The organism is Erythrobacter sp. JB2-19, assembly GCF_057365005.1.
In genome coordinates this window covers 1,354,871-1,369,060 of sequence record NZ_CP200290.1, presented here as the reverse complement: position 1 = coordinate 1,369,060, position 14,190 = coordinate 1,354,871, and the positions used below count along the sequence as shown (strand labels likewise).

Below are 14,190 nucleotides of genomic sequence, written 5' to 3'. Positions count from 1 at the left end.
ATCAATTGTCCTCACCTTCGGCGCTTGCACCGCGCGAATTCTGAAGCTTGAAACTAATGAAGCGCATTCCCGGCTTTTGCATGGCGCATCCACTGGCTAGAACCTGATCACCCGACACTGCTTTTCCGCGAACGCGGTAAAGCGAGGGGTCGTCGCCGAAATAGAACGCGCCGTCTTCCGTCACGCTGAGCTCCATAAAGGCGGCGACAGGCGGCGCGGTCGCGCCAAAGGCAGATGTCCGCAGCGAGCCGCGCGAATTACCGGAGGGGGAACGATCATCTCGTTAATCGCCATCAGCTCCATCTTGGTAATGTCGAAAGCATAGGTTGGCACGACCTGCCCCTCTGCCGCCTCCAGCAATTGCCTTACTTCAAGCTTGCCAGAAAGACGCGCAGCGCATTCCTCAGCGGTCTCTTCAACCTCACGCCAATCCTTCTTCGCGAACGGATTTTCGCAGGCAGAGAGCAGCAAGAGGCTGGCCGTAAGTGTTAAGCGAGAGACGACGGATCTCACCCCAGACCCCCAACGAATTTCTCAAACAGGTAGAAGCTGTCTTGCGGCCCCGGCGAGGCCTCTGGGTGATATTGCACGCCAAACGCGCGCTTGCCCTTCACCGCGATCCCGCAATTGGAGCCATCGAACAGCGACACATGCGTCTGCTCCAGAGTGTCTGGCAGGCTATCCGCATCCACGGCAAAACCGTGGTTCATGCTGGTGATCTCGACCAGCTCAAGCGTCTCGCCCCAGCCCTCACCCACGCGCTGAACCGGGTGGTTCGCGCCGCGGTGGCCCTGGTGCATCTTCACCGTTTTCGCACCCGCGGCCAGAGCCAGCATCTGGTGCCCCAAGCAAATGCCGAACAGCGGCATATCGCGCTCCAGCAGAGCCTTGATCACCGGCACCGCGAACTCACCGGTCGCCGCCGGATCGCCCGGACCGTTCGACAGGAACACGCCGTCGGGTGATAGCGCGAGGATATCCTCCAGCGAGGTCTGCGCGGGCACAACGGTCACTTTAGCGCCGGCCCGCATCAGATTGCGGAAGATGTTGTCTTTTGCGCCGTAATCAATCGCGACCACATGCGGCCTTTCAATAGCCGTTCGTGCTGAGCTTGTCGAAATACGGGCGGCGTCCAAATCCGACCCTTCGACAGGCTCAGGGCGAACGGATTTGGGCAGGTTCACATCCGTATACCCTTCACCCAGGCGCCAATATCCGCCTTCCCAACTTTCTTGCGCCTCACGCGAAACACGGCTGGCAAGGTCCATGCCCTGTAGCCCAGCCCAATCCTGCGCGCGCTTGATCAGCGCGGGAATGTCAAACGTGCCGCTGGGCGAATGCGCGATCACGGCATTGGGCGCGCCGGACAGGCGGATGCGGCGGGTGAGCGCGCGGGTATCAACCCCGGCCAGCCCGATCTTGCCATTGGCCGTCATCCATTCGGTAAAGCGTTCGGCCGAGCGGAAATTCGATGGCTCCGTCACATCCTCGCGCACGATGCAGCCCACGGCACCTTCCACCCGACTTTCGATATCTTCGCCGTTCGTTCCCACGTTCCCGATGTGTGGGAACGTGAATGTCACGATCTGCGCCGCATAGCTGGGATCGGTCATCACCTCTTGATAGCCGGTCATCGCAGTGTTGAAGCAGACCTCGCCGACATTCTCACCGGCGGCGCCAAAGCCGCGTCCCCAGATCACCGAACCATCGGCCAGAACGAGGACTCCCGTCGCGCCGGTGGGTTGCGCGCGAGAAGATGCGGTGTCGGCCATAGGGCGCTCCGAGTCAGTGGGTTTCCAGCAATGTCGCTAAGACCCAGCAGCTAGGGCTGCGCAGCCCTCACGTCAACCTAGGCGAGCGGCCAGAAACACGTTAGAGCGCGACCAAACACTCAATCATCCACAGCTTAGACAAAAAGAAGACCCAGACGATGCCTGAAGGTACCATGCGCGACACAATTAAGGCGGCCACGATCACTGCAATGAAAGCAGGCGAAAAAGAACGCACAGCGACCCTGCGCCAGATCTCGGCCAAGATTAAGGACCGCGACATTGAAATGCGCACGTCGGGCAAGGACACGCCGGATGATGAGCTGGTGACGTCAGTCCTGCAGAAAATGGCGAAGCAACGCCGCGAATCGATCACGATGTATGAAGATGGCGGACGCGCGGAGCTGGCCGCGAAGGAACAGGCCGAGCTGAGCATTATCGAAGAATTCCTGCCGACGATGATGAGCGAGGAAGAAACCGCCACCGCCATCGCCGCGATCAAAGCAGAGCTTGGCGCAGACAGCATGAAAGATATGGGCCGGGTCATGGGCGAGCTGAAAAAGCGCCACGGCGCGCTGCTCGATGGCGGAATGGCGAGCGGGCTGGTCAAAGCTGCGCTTTCTTAAGCCGCGATCACGCACAGATTGTTCCACAAGCCGCGCTTGATTGCAGCGGCGACTAGGCCCATTTTCTCCTTATGGCACTTTCCCCGCAATGGCTGGACGAACTGCGCGCGCGCGTGACGCTGTCGACGGTCATCATGCGCACCGACAAGCTGCAAAAGGCTGGGCGTGAATGGAAAGCATGCTGCCCGTTTCACGACGAGAAATCGCCCAGCTTCACAGTCAATGATCAAAAGGGCTTCTACCACTGTTTTGGCTGCGGCGCGCATGGCGATGTGATCCGCTGGATGACCGACCAGCGCGGCATGGGCTTTATGGATGCGGTGAAGGAATTGGCGGCCGAGGCCGGGATGGAAGTCCCCGCGCCAGACCCCGTCGCGGCGAAGAAGGCGGAAAAGCGCGCCAGCCTGATTGATGTGACAACCGATGCGCAACAATGGTTCATGGACAATCTGCTTAGCGGATCGAGCGCAGAGGTGCGCGAAGCTAAGGAATATCTTAGAAGCCGGGGCTTGCAACCAATGACGCTTCGCGAATTCGGCTTCGGCTATGCGCCAGAAAACAAGCAAGCACTCGCGGGGGCGCTATCCAAATTTGATGAGACGATGCTGGTTGAAACCGGTATGCGGATCGCGACCGATGATGGTACCAAATATGACCGGTTCCGGGGCCGCATCATGCTGCCGATCCAGGACGCACGCGGGCGAGTGATCGCCTTTGGCGGGCGCATTCTGGGTAAGCGTGATGGCATCGCGAAATACCTCAATTCGCCGGACACCCCGCTGTTCGACAAGGGCCGCACGCTCTACAATTTGCACCGTGCCTCCCCCGCCTCTCGGCAAACGAACCGAGTAATCGTGGTCGAAGGTTATATGGACGTTGTCGCGCTGGCGCAGGCTGGGTTTGAGGACGCAGTCGCCCCACTCGGCACCGCGCTGACTGAGATGCAGTTGGAGATGCTATGGCGCATGGTCGAGGTGCCGACCCTGTGCTTTGATGGCGACAATGCGGGGCAAAAGGCGGCGATGCGCGCAATTGGCCGCGCTCTGCCGATGCTTGCGCCGGGGCGCTCGCTCAACATTGTGCGCCTGCCCAGCGGGATGGACCCGGACGATCTGATCGCGAAAAGCGGCCCGCAGGCGATGGAGAAATTGCTGAGCGAACCGGCCAGCCTGCTGGAAACTCTGTGGCAATTTGAACGCGATGCGCAGCCTCTCGATAGCCCCGAGGCCAAAGCGGGCCTCAAGAAACGCCTGCTCGATCATGTTGATACCATAGGGCACGGCGATATCGTTGCCCTCTACCGCCGCGAATTGCTGGATCGTTATTCCGCCTTTGCATTCCCACCGAGGGAGCAGCGCGGCGGATCAGGTTCGAATTGGCGAGGCGGCAGCGGACGGCAAAGCTTTGGCAAACCGCGCAATCCAACCCTGTCGGCGGAGGCGCGCGGCGAGTTACAACGCGCCATGTCAGGCGGGATGCGCGATGCCCTGTCCCGCGCCGTAATCGCTGGCCTTGTCCGCCATCCAAACGAGATTTCACGTCACTCAGAGGCGCTCACGCGGCTCGCGCAGCTCGACCCAAAAACAAATGATCTGGTGGAATCCTTGTTCGAACTTGCAGAAACGCTTGATTCGGGCGGCACAAACGCCATATCAGGCGAGCAAGGCCTTCCCGCCCCACCGGACGATAGTCGTTATGCTTTCCTCAGAGAAGGCACCACACCGAGTGATGCGAGCGAGGAATTGGCTGAAGCTGTGTCGTTACTGGTCGAAAGACCTGCGCTGGATGCTGCACTATTGGCAACCATCGCCAGGTTTGACGAAGACCCTGAAGGATCGATGGCTGAGCAAGCCAGGTTACGACAAAGCCAGACCTTATTGAATGATAGATTGAAGGCCTTCGGGCGCCGCAAGGCCGCACAAGCGGCGACAACAGATTTAACCTCGACGTCGGATGACGATCCGGCGAGCGACTTTAGAACGGACTAATTGGGATCCATGGCTTCAAAAGCTAAAGCGCAAGATAAAGACGATGCTCCACTGATCGACCTCAACGAGGCGTCAGTTAAGAAGCTCATGACCAAGGCGAAGAAAAAGGGCTACATCACCTATGATGAGCTCAACGAAGCTTTGCCGTCTGGTGAAATGAGCCCGGATCAGATTGAGGACATCCAAACCGCTCTGTCGGAAATGGGCGTCCAGATCGTCGAGAACGACGAAGAGGCCGAGGCCGAAGCTGAGCAAGAGGCCGAAGTTGCAGAAATGCAGGTCGGCGATGACAAGAAAGACGCCAAGAAAGCGCCCGCCGCAGCGGTCAAGAAGACCGGCACGGGCGAACGCACCGATGACCCGGTTCGTATGTATCTGCGCGAAATGGGCGCGGTGGAACTGCTCAGCCGTGAAGGCGAGATCGCGATTGCTAAGCGGATCGAAGCCGGCCGCGACATGATGATCATCGGCCTGTGCGAAAGTCCGATCACATTCCACGCCATCATCCATTGGTCCGAAGCGCTCAACAACGAAGAAATGCAGCTGCGCGAAATCCTCGATCTGGACGCGATGCTTTCCAAAGAGCCGCCTGCTGACAAAATGGCAGAAGGCGCCGAGGATGATGACGACGGCGAAATCTCTGAAGAGACCGCTGGCCCAACCATCCGCGACGATGATGAAGATGACAGCGACGAAACATCCGATGAGGATGAAGACGGCGAAGAAGGCAGCTCAAAACGCGAAGAAGAAGAGGAAGAGGACAACACTCTTTCACTCGCGCAGATGGAAGCCACGCTTAAACCGGATGCGATCGAGCGCTTTGCTCGTATCACCAAGCTGTTCAAAACCTTCGAGAAACTGCAGGCTGAGCGGGTCGACACTCTGGCGGCTGGCAATGAATTCCCGAAGGCCAAAGAAAACAAGTACGAAAAACTGGGCGAAGAGCTGACGGCGGAAGTCGAAAGCATGCAGTTCCATGCGACCAAGATCGAATTCCTGGTCGACAATCTCTATGCCTTCAACCGCCGTCTGACCGCGCTGGGCGGACAGATGCTGCGTCTGGCAGAGCGTCACAAGATCAAACGGATCGATTTCCTGAAAAGCTATGTCGGCAACGAGCTAGACGATAGCTGGATCAAGGCGAACGCGAAAAAAGACAAGAAATGGGCCGCTTTCGTTGAGAAAGAAGGCGCAGCGGTTGAGCGTATTCGCACCGAAATCACCGATATTGCCGCCAACACCGGTATGGCCCTGCCTGAATTCCGCCGCATCGTGAACATGGTGCAAAAGGGCGAGCGCGAAGCGCGTATCGCCAAGAAGGAAATGGTGGAAGCCAACCTTCGACTGGTGATCTCCATCGCCAAGAAATACACCAATCGTGGCCTGCAATTCCTTGATCTTATTCAAGAAGGTAACATCGGCCTGATGAAGGCGGTTGATAAGTTTGAATATCGCCGCGGCTACAAATTCAGCACCTATGCGACCTGGTGGATCCGTCAGGCGATCACCCGCTCGATCGCGGACCAAGCGCGCACGATCCGTATCCCGGTCCACATGATCGAGACGATCAACAAGCTGGTGCGCACCTCACGTCAATTCCTGCACGAGGAAGGCCGAGAACCGACCCCAGAGGAAATGGCAGCGCGCCTGTCCATGCCGCTGGAAAAAGTGCGCAAGGTGATGAAAATCGCCAAGGAACCGATCAGCCTCGAAACGCCAATTGGTGATGAGGAAGATTCGCACCTGGGTGATTTCATCGAAGACAAAAACGCGATCATCCCTGTGGATGCCGCGATCCAGGCAAACCTGAAAGAAACCGTCACCCGCGTGCTCGCATCGCTGACGCCGCGCGAAGAACGCGTGCTGCGGATGCGCTTTGGCATCGGCATGAACACCGACCATACTTTGGAAGAAGTCGGTCAGCAGTTCAGCGTGACGCGCGAACGCATCCGTCAGATCGAGGCGAAGGCGCTGCGCAAGCTCAAGCACCCTTCGCGGTCACGCAAAATGCGCTCTTTCCTGGATCAGTGATGCCATTTAAGCGATTTGCCTTGTGCGCCGCTCCGCTGGTTTTGTGGGCGGCGCCATTGGCTGCGCAGGGGGTGCCCGATGGTGACGACGCAACTGCATCTGAGACGAGCGATGTGCGACTGGCCCTCGCCGCTGACATCCTAGACAAGTCTTTTCCTGAAGAGACACGCGTCGAAATGTTCCAGACGATCACTGATCAAATGGAAAGTCAGATGATGCAGTCTTTGAGCGGCATGATCACAGACGAAAATGCGAATGGCATTATCGCTGATTGGCAAGAGCGCCTGTCTGTAAAGACCGACACCATCATGCGCAGCCACATTCCAGCTCTAATGGATGGCTGGGTCATGGCCTATGCCGAGACCTACTCAGAGCCGGAATTGCGCGACATCCTTGCGTTCGTCTCAACTCCGAGTGGCCAGGCATTTATGCAACGTTCGCAGGACCTTATATCTCACCCTGCGTTTGCCGGTGCAAATCAGAATTTCATGGATGAGACCATGGAAACCGTAATGGCCGAAATGCCCGGACTGATGGATGAATTGATAGCGTCTGGGGCAAATCCCGCTGAATAGGGCGGGACACGCCCTATCCATTCATTGAGTCTCGTAAATCGGCATCGTATCGGCAACCGGATCAAACCGCACCCAGGTCGCAATGGCGAGCGCGCCGACCAAGCATACCCCCGCGATCATAAAGCAACGTTTCGCATTCACCGCCGGGATCATTGGGCCAAGCACCGGCACCATCAAAGCCGCGAGCAGAGCCACCACCATTGGTGCATCCGGCCCAACGCCTTGCATAAATTGATGCCCAAATTGCAGCATCAATCCAAGCACCACACCGCCGCAAACCACCGCGACCACTTTCGCAATTGCTCCATCGGACTTGCCCGTCACCACCCCGACAATTCCGGCGAGCAGCAGCGGCCAAACTACCAGAAACGCGGTGGTTGGCACGAATATTTGCATCGCCAAAGCGATCAAAATGCCAACGATGCTGCCGCGCCGCCCAGCCCATAGAGGCGCGCTAACTGCGAGCGCTGCGATGCAAATCAGCAGCGCCTGCGCCTCCAGCATCGGGATTGCCGCCAGCCGGTCGTAATAAACCGACTCGCCAGCCCCCTGCCCCGAAATCGCATTGAGCGTGTAAAGCGCGAGCCCGCCGCCCAGGATCACCACCGCAGACGCAGCCAAGCTCTTCCACCAATCGCCGGGCTGGTTCATTCGCAAGCAAATCACATGCAGCACCGCGGCAAGCGCAAGCAGCACCCAGCCGATGACCGCGCCATAATGCAGCAGGAAAATGCCGAACACGTCGAAGAAAGTTCGATCCTCCGCCGCCTCTGGCAGCTCATCCGCATTGGCGAGCGCCAGCGTCAGCTCCAACGTCTGATCACCCATATCCTGCACGGCGCCTTGATCCAGGTTTTCCGGCGTGGCCTTAGCCGAGTGATACAGGCCCGGCCTGCCTATAAAGGACAGATTATAGGCCACATATGGCCGCTCCAACGCAGGCGTCAGGTCGGTGTCGTTGGGAAGCACCTCGTATACGAAGGTCGCCAGTGACGATCCGCCTGGCCGCGAGACGGCACCTGCATAAAGCTCAATCGCCGCGCTATTGTCTTTCGAGGTCTGAAACAGGGTCGTGCGCCCGCCTGCGCCGCGTGCCTCCAGATTGATCATCGCGCCAATTTTATCCGCGAGTGGATTTTCGTCGATGAATTGCTGCGCGCCCAGCAGGCCCACCTCTTCACCATCAGTCAGCAGCACGATGATATCGCGCTCGACTGTCCCTTGGCTGGTGATCGCGCGCACCGCCTCCAATATGCTCGCGACACCCGCTGTGTCATCAGAGGCACCGGGTGATCCCCAAACCGTATCGTGATGCGCCATCAGGGCGACGGCAGGCTTTGACCGATCACGGCCGGGGATAACGCCAATAACATTGGTCAGGGTCAGCGCATCGGGCGGCGCCTCGCCGCTCCACCGGCCCAGTCTGGCGCGGGCGCGCTCTGGAACCGGCCCTTCGGAAAGCGACACCTCCGCGCCCAGCGCCTCCAGCTCTGCGACCAGATAGCTGCGCACCTTAGCATTGGCGACGGAACCTGTGGGATGCGGCTCTGCCGCGATAATGCGCACATGCTCCATCGCCCGCTCGGCAGAAAAGCTCGCCTCATCGCTGCTGATGCTAGCCGGGGATTGCGGCGTGGTGCCTAAAATCGCGAGAGCGATGCCGATCACAACCATCACAGCCAAAGTCAGCCAGCGCATTCAAATCCCCTTGCCTTTTCCAAGCGATGCGCAAGCTTGTTCAGTATCTTGCAGGAAAAGCCAAGGGCAACGAGCGTTTAGCTTACATAATGCCTGGCCTAAGAAGCCAATTGGCGGCCAATGCAGGCTGAGAATTCGCAATGCAGAAAGGCGGCCTAGCAGTGGACTCGTGGTTTGCGCTTCGGTGCATCCTGCGGGTCATCACCAAGCTCTGAGGAGAAATTGACCAACCCTTCAAACATCAGGAATTGGCTGAATAACGGCAGTGTTTGCGCCCAAGAAGGCCAGCGGCTCCCAGGCTCAAAACGGCCGCCAATGCGGGTCGCATCCAAGTCCTCTTGGGTAGCGATCTCACCGGTAAACTCCGATTTCCAACCGACCCCGCTTGCATTCTCTTGCAATAAATATCCATCACGATGCCGCATATCGAGAGCATAACCCCGCTTGGAAACGTCCAGCGAAAGGTCGCCCAGTTGGTTTTGGCTGATGCCGTCAACAACCACAGCATTGCGCCCCTTTGTGATTACAACCTTGCTGGCGACATAAGCGTTGGGATTGCCGTCCCATTGCTCGGTCTTGATCGTGATCTTCGCACCATTTTCGAGCTTGAATGTGGTTGTACCCCAAAAATCGAACGCCCGTATACCTTGAGCATCGATGTGCGGATCGCCCCAAATTCTCGTGTATTCGCTTGTGTTTGCATTGAAGACTTCAATCTCGCTGGATCGCTCGTCAAAATTGAGGGTGTAGCCATCTCCCAACTGCAGCTCTGCACGCCCATCCCCCGTGGTCTTTGCAACCCATTCTTGCACAGGCTCAGGGTCCCCGCTGGTCGAGCTTGGCGTGGCCAGTGGTGGTGGATGGAAGTCTGCCCCAGGGCTGCAATCGGTATAACAGCGCGCGACCACAAATTCCGGCGTGGTGGCGGAGGCAAAGCGGCCCGCGCCCAGTGGGTCTTGGAAATGCCCAGCGACATCGGGCGAGATTTGCACCGCGCCTCCAGGAAGGAGGGGGTTCACCATACGCGTTATGACGGCCAAGCCGCCGCCAATCGGGTTTATCATTGCAATTCCCCTAAATTACACGCGCTCTATCCCCCATTGCTGGACAGCTTGCACTCTGCGTTTCGCGTAGATCACCTATACAAAACGCATAGATTTGGGGAAGCTGCCGGAAAAGCCGCTTGGTGGGCCTAGTCATCGGGCGCGCGAGCCCCTAAATCAGCCCCCATGCGTATAGCAATTGCATCAGATCACGCCGCTACCGAAATGAAAGCGGAAATTGCCGAATGGCTCATCGAAGAAGGCCATGAGGTGGCAGACCTTGGGCCCGCAGCGGGCGAGAGCGTCGATTACCCCGACTATGGCTATAAATTGGCCGAAGTCGTCGCGGAGGGAACCGTCGAGCGCGGCATCGCCCTGTGCGGATCGGGAATCGGCATTTCGATCAGCGTCAACCGCCATCCCGGCGTGCGCTGCGCGCTGGTGTCAGAGCCGCTGTCCGCCGCGCTCGCGCGCGAGCACAACAATGCCAATGCGATTGCGCTGGGTGCGCGGCTGACAGGCATCGAGATGGCCAAGAGCTGCATCGCGACCTTCCTAGAAACAGAATTCGCCGACGCTGATGATCCCGCTGGCCGGCATCAACGCCGCGTTGCCAAACTCGGCACTCCGCCCATCCAGACGACACGAATCGAGACCCACCAATGAGCACTGCCCCCTCTGACGTTCTGCCTGTGATGGACGGTTTCTGGAACGATGACCTCGCCGCCGCTGACCCGGAAATCTCAGCCGCTGTCACCAGCGAACTGGCCCGCCAGCGCGACAAGATTGAGCTGATCGCGAGTGAGAACATAGCGAGCCGCGCCGTGCTGGAAGCGACCGGAAGTGTCTTCACCAACAAATATGCCGAAGGCTATCCGGGTAAGCGCTATTACGGCGGCTGTGACTATGCCGATCAGGTCGAAACATTAGCCATTGAGCGCGCCAAGCAATTGTTTGGCTGTAACTTTGCCAATGTTCAGCCAAACAGCGGCAGCCAGATGAACCAGGCTGTGTTTCTCGCTCTGCTAGAGCCGGGGGACACATTCATGGGCCTTGATCTCAATTCTGGCGGGCACCTGACCCATGGTTCACCTGTCAATATGAGCGGAAAATGGTTCAACCCGGTCAGCTACGGCGTGACAGAGGGCGATGAGCTGATCGATATGGACGCGGTTGCGGCGACCGCGCGCCAGCACAAGCCGAAGCTGATCATTTGCGGAGGCACGGCCTATTCGCGCACTTGGGACTTTGCCGCGTTCCGTGCAATCGCGGACGAAGTCGGCGCATATCTGCTGTGCGATATGAGCCACATCTCGGGCCTGGTCGCGGGCGGCGCGCACCCATCACCCTTCCCGCATTGCGACATCGTCACCTCCACCACGCATAAGAGCCTGCGCGGTCCGCGTTCTGGCATCATCCTGTGGAATGATGAGAAGTTGACCAAGCCGCTGAACATGGCGGTCTTCCCTGGCCTGCAAGGCGGCCCGTTGATGCATGTAGTGGCCGGTAAGGCAGTGGCTTTCCGCGAGGCGTTGCAGCCTGAGTTCAAAACCTACGCGCACCGGATCGTTGAAAACGCCCGCGCGCTCGCCGCGAGCCTTGAAGAGAACGGCCTGCGGATCGTCTCTGGAGGCACGGACAATCACTCCATGCTAGTCGATCTGACGGCGAAAGACGTGACCGGAAGGGCTGCCGAGGCTGGCCTCGACCGCGCCTGGCTCACCTGCAACAAGAACGGCATCCCGTTCGACACACGGTCACCATTCGTGACAAGCGGCATCCGCCTTGGCACACCAGCAGGCACGACGCGCGGCTTTGGCCCGGTTGAATTCCGCACGGTGGCCAAGCTGATAGCAGAAGTCGTCGATGGTCTCTCGAAAAATGGCCCAGAAGGCGATGCGCAGGTCGAAGAAAGCGTGCGCACCCGTGTCAGCGAGCTTTGCTCCGCCTTCCCTGTCTATCCGGGCATGTGAGGGCCAAGATCATGAGCAACGCGGAAGACGATGGTCCCGACTGGATTGAAGACACCAAGTCTGAACTGTCCGGCATGGCCAAGGAAGGGATGAAGCACCCTTCTACCAAGCCTGTGCTAACTGGCGCAGCGATTGGTGCGGTTGCCGGTGCAATCCTGCCCGTGATCAGCCTGCCACTTGGCCTTGCCGCTGGCGCTGGTATCGCCCTTTACAACCGTATCAAGAAGTAGCCCCAAACCATGCGCTGCCCCTTTTGCGCGAACGACGACAGCCAGGTTAAGGACAGCCGGCCGACCGAGGACGCAACCGCGACCCGGCGCCGGCGTCAATGCTCCAGCTGCGGCGCGCGCTTTACGACTTTTGAACGCGTGCAATTGCGCGAAATCGTTATCGTCAAAGCGGGCGATGGCGGTCAGGAAGAGCGCCGTGAGCCGTTTGACCGGGACAAGTTGGAACGCTCCGTCTCGCTCGCCTGCCGCAAACGCGGCGTGACACAGGACCGGATCGACCGGTTGGTATCCGGCATTCAACGCCAAGTGGAAACCGCTGGCGATGCCGAAGTGCCCTCTGCCAAGATCGGCGAAATGGTGATGGAGGGACTGAAGCAGATCGACAGCGTCGCCTATATCCGCTTCGCCTCGGTCTACCGCGATTTCAGCGAAGCGCGCGATTTTGAGGAATTTGCCAGCACCGTGCAGGAAGCGGCGCAGGACTGATCCGCGCGCATGGCCAGCAGCAACCAACCCATCATCGTCCTTGTCCGTCCGCAAATGGGCGAGAACATCGGGCATGCCGCGCGCGCAATGCTCAATTTCGGGCTTACCAAGATGCGTCTGGTCGATCCGCGCGATGGCTGGCCCAATCCGGCCGCTGGCCCCACGGCGGCTGGTGCGGATATCGTGCTGGAGCAGGCGCAGGTCTTCTCCACCACCGAAGATGCGGTGGCCGATTGCGCGAATATCTACGCCACTACGGTGCGCAAACGCGGCGTATCAAAGCCGGTTGTGACGCCCGATGAGGCCGCACGCGAGATCAAGGCCCAGAGCGGGCGCAGCGCCATTCTGTTCGGACGCGAGGCCTCTGGACTGGCGACCGAGGACGTTGGCCTGGCGCGCAGTATTTTGACCGTGCCTATCAATCCAGAATTTGGCTCGCTTAATCTGGCACAGGCGGTGATCCTGTGCGCTTATGAATGGTCAAAAGTGGTGCGTGGTGAGACTGACCTTGCTCAGCCACCGCAAGAGGACCTGCTCCCCCCGCCCCGCAAGAAGAGCTCGACGGATTGGTCGCTCACTTTGAGCAACTGCTGGAGCCAAAGGGCTATTTCCTGCCAGAACCGCGACGCGAGGCAACAGCGCAAACCTTACGCAATGTGCTGACCAAGCCAGGGTGGAATCACCTTGAAATCCGCACCTTGCGCGGGGTCTTGTCCTCGCTCGGCCGAATACCCCCTGATCCCTAGGCCAAACGCACGGCAATTACAGGGACAGCGCGCTGCGACAAAGGCTTGACGCGCTCACCATTCCTGCTATTCGCGCGCCTTCGCAAATTGGCTCCGCACCCCGGTGAAGCGGTAGCCGCGCTTGAGACATCTTCAAGCGGAGCGATGCCGGGTTCAACGGTCGCCACTGGGGCGGCTCATGCAATTTGAAAGATATATCTATGACGAAGCGTACCAGCTCGAAGCATAAACTTGACCGCCGGATGGGTGAAAACATCTGGGGTCGTCCAAACTCTCCAGTGAACAAGCGTTCTTACGGTCCTGGCCAGCACGGTCAGCGTCGCAAGAGCAAAATGAGCGATTTCGGCCTTCAGCTGCGCGCTAAGCAGAAGCTCAAAGGCTATTACGGCGACGTCACTGAGAAGCAGTTCCGCAGCACCTATAAGGATGCGACCCGGATCAAGGGCGACACCGGCCAGAACCTGATCGGCCTGCTTGAGCGCCGCCTCGACATGATCGTTTACCGCGCGAAGTTCGCACCAACGATCTTTGCTGCGCGCCAAATCGTCAGCCACGGCCACATCCTTGTGAACGGCGTAAAGTGCAACATCGCCAGCCGCCGCTGCGACGTGGGCGACGTGATCAGCCTCGGTGCGAAAGCCAAGGAAATGGCTCTGGTTATCGAGGCGCAAAGCCTGCCAGAGCGTGAAATTCCTGACTATGTCGCGCCTGATGGCACAGACAAGATCACTTTCACTCGCGTACCGAAGCTCGACGAAGTGCCTTACCCGGTAACGATGGAACCAAACCTCGTGGTCGAGTTCTACTCGCGCTAATCCGCGAACATCTCATACGAAACGGGCGGCCCCCTCCTTCAGCGGAGCGGGCCGCCCTTTTTGTTTGTGATGCGGCCTTGGTTTTCCGGCAGCGACGGCGCCCTGCCGCAAATCGTCTTCTGTACCGCAAAAAGCGGACTGTCTCCTTCCGACCCAGTTACTGACAATCGAGTGCTACAGATGCATCTGTGCAGGCTCCACGGATCAAGT

14 protein-coding genes and 1 pseudogene are annotated in these 14,190 nt (G+C 58.8%); 10 read left to right on the top strand and 5 right to left on the bottom strand.

Features of this window, described 5'->3' with window-relative positions:
- Window position 1: 1 nt before the first annotated feature.
- From AC0V6O_RS06525 to carA, 3 genes are read right to left on the bottom strand one after another with little or no spacing between them, the layout of a single operon-like run.
- Window positions 2–184 (bottom strand): hypothetical protein, encoded by a 183-nt coding sequence (locus AC0V6O_RS06525; protein WP_486142548.1) that lies wholly within the window; start codon window positions 182–184, stop codon window positions 2–4.
- On the bottom strand, window positions 181–513 hold the full coding sequence (locus AC0V6O_RS06520; protein ID WP_486142546.1) for a hypothetical protein: 333 nt from the start codon (window positions 511–513) through the stop codon (window positions 181–183). Before AC0V6O_RS06520 ends, AC0V6O_RS06525 begins: the two co-directional genes overlap by 4 nt.
- Window positions 510–1,772 carry a glutamine-hydrolyzing carbamoyl-phosphate synthase small subunit gene (carA, locus tag AC0V6O_RS06515; protein ID WP_486142544.1) on the bottom strand — a complete coding sequence of 421 codons (1,263 nt, stop codon included), beginning with the start codon at window positions 1,770–1,772 and terminating at the stop codon, window positions 510–512. Before carA ends, AC0V6O_RS06520 begins: the two co-directional genes overlap by 4 nt.
- A 173-nt stretch (window positions 1,773–1,945) precedes the next feature.
- Between carA and AC0V6O_RS06510 the strand changes: the two genes are divergently transcribed.
- The 4 genes from AC0V6O_RS06510 (at window position 1,946) to AC0V6O_RS06495 (ending at window position 6,989) form a co-directional block, all read left to right on the top strand.
- Window positions 1,946–2,395: a GatB/YqeY domain-containing protein gene (locus tag AC0V6O_RS06510; protein ID WP_486142542.1), complete on the top strand. Its 450-nt coding sequence runs from the start codon at window positions 1,946–1,948 to the stop codon at window positions 2,393–2,395.
- Window positions 2,396–2,466: 71 nt separating this feature from the next.
- Window positions 2,467–4,383: a DNA primase gene (gene dnaG / locus AC0V6O_RS06505; protein WP_486142540.1), complete on the top strand. Its 1,917-nt coding sequence runs from the start codon at window positions 2,467–2,469 to the stop codon at window positions 4,381–4,383.
- 9 nt (window positions 4,384–4,392) lie between these two features.
- On the top strand, window positions 4,393–6,414 hold the full coding sequence (rpoD, locus tag AC0V6O_RS06500) for an RNA polymerase sigma factor RpoD (protein WP_486142538.1): 2,022 nt from the start codon (window positions 4,393–4,395) through the stop codon (window positions 6,412–6,414).
- Window positions 6,414–6,989 carry a DUF2059 domain-containing protein gene (locus AC0V6O_RS06495; RefSeq protein ID WP_486142536.1) on the top strand — a complete coding sequence of 192 codons (576 nt, stop codon included), beginning with the start codon at window positions 6,414–6,416 and terminating at the stop codon, window positions 6,987–6,989. Before rpoD ends, AC0V6O_RS06495 begins: the two co-directional genes overlap by 1 nt.
- 21 nt (window positions 6,990–7,010) lie before the next feature.
- On the opposite strand, the gene AC0V6O_RS06490 is transcribed toward AC0V6O_RS06495, so the two are convergent.
- Together AC0V6O_RS06490 and AC0V6O_RS06485 are read right to left on the bottom strand one after the other, a co-directional pair.
- A complete protein-coding gene (locus AC0V6O_RS06490; protein ID WP_486142534.1) occupies window positions 7,011–8,687 on the bottom strand; it encodes a M20/M25/M40 family metallo-hydrolase in 1,677 nt (558 codons plus the stop codon).
- 155 nt (window positions 8,688–8,842) lie between these two features.
- Window positions 8,843–9,751, bottom strand: coding sequence for a DUF1521 domain-containing protein (locus tag AC0V6O_RS06485; protein ID WP_486142532.1), 909 nt, complete (start codon window positions 9,749–9,751; stop codon window positions 8,843–8,845).
- Window positions 9,752–9,916: 165 nt separating this feature from the next.
- Between AC0V6O_RS06485 and rpiB the strand changes: the two genes are divergently transcribed.
- The 6 genes and pseudogenes from rpiB (at window position 9,917) to rpsD (ending at window position 13,980) form a co-directional block, all read left to right on the top strand.
- On the top strand, window positions 9,917–10,396 hold the full coding sequence (rpiB, locus tag AC0V6O_RS06480) for a ribose 5-phosphate isomerase B (RefSeq protein ID WP_472645487.1): 480 nt from the start codon (window positions 9,917–9,919) through the stop codon (window positions 10,394–10,396).
- Entirely contained in the window at window positions 10,393–11,703 is a 1,311-nt protein-coding gene (gene glyA / locus AC0V6O_RS06475) for a serine hydroxymethyltransferase (protein WP_486142530.1), read from the top strand. The genes rpiB and glyA overlap by 4 nt, the downstream gene beginning before the upstream one ends.
- An 11-nt stretch (window positions 11,704–11,714) precedes the next feature.
- Entirely contained in the window at window positions 11,715–11,933 is a 219-nt protein-coding gene (locus tag AC0V6O_RS06470) for a hypothetical protein (protein WP_486142528.1), read from the top strand.
- Window positions 11,934–11,942: 9 nt separating this feature from the next.
- On the top strand, window positions 11,943–12,419 hold the full coding sequence (gene nrdR, locus AC0V6O_RS06465) for a transcriptional regulator NrdR (protein ID WP_472638512.1): 477 nt from the start codon (window positions 11,943–11,945) through the stop codon (window positions 12,417–12,419).
- 9 nt (window positions 12,420–12,428) lie between these two features.
- A pseudogene (locus AC0V6O_RS06460) lies at window positions 12,429–13,165 on the top strand (RNA methyltransferase).
- A 200-nt stretch (window positions 13,166–13,365) separates the two neighbouring features.
- Window positions 13,366–13,980, top strand: a complete 615-nt coding sequence (rpsD, locus tag AC0V6O_RS06455) for a 30S ribosomal protein S4 (protein WP_472638509.1) — start codon at window positions 13,366–13,368, stop codon at window positions 13,978–13,980.
- Window positions 13,981–14,190 lie beyond the last annotated feature (210 nt).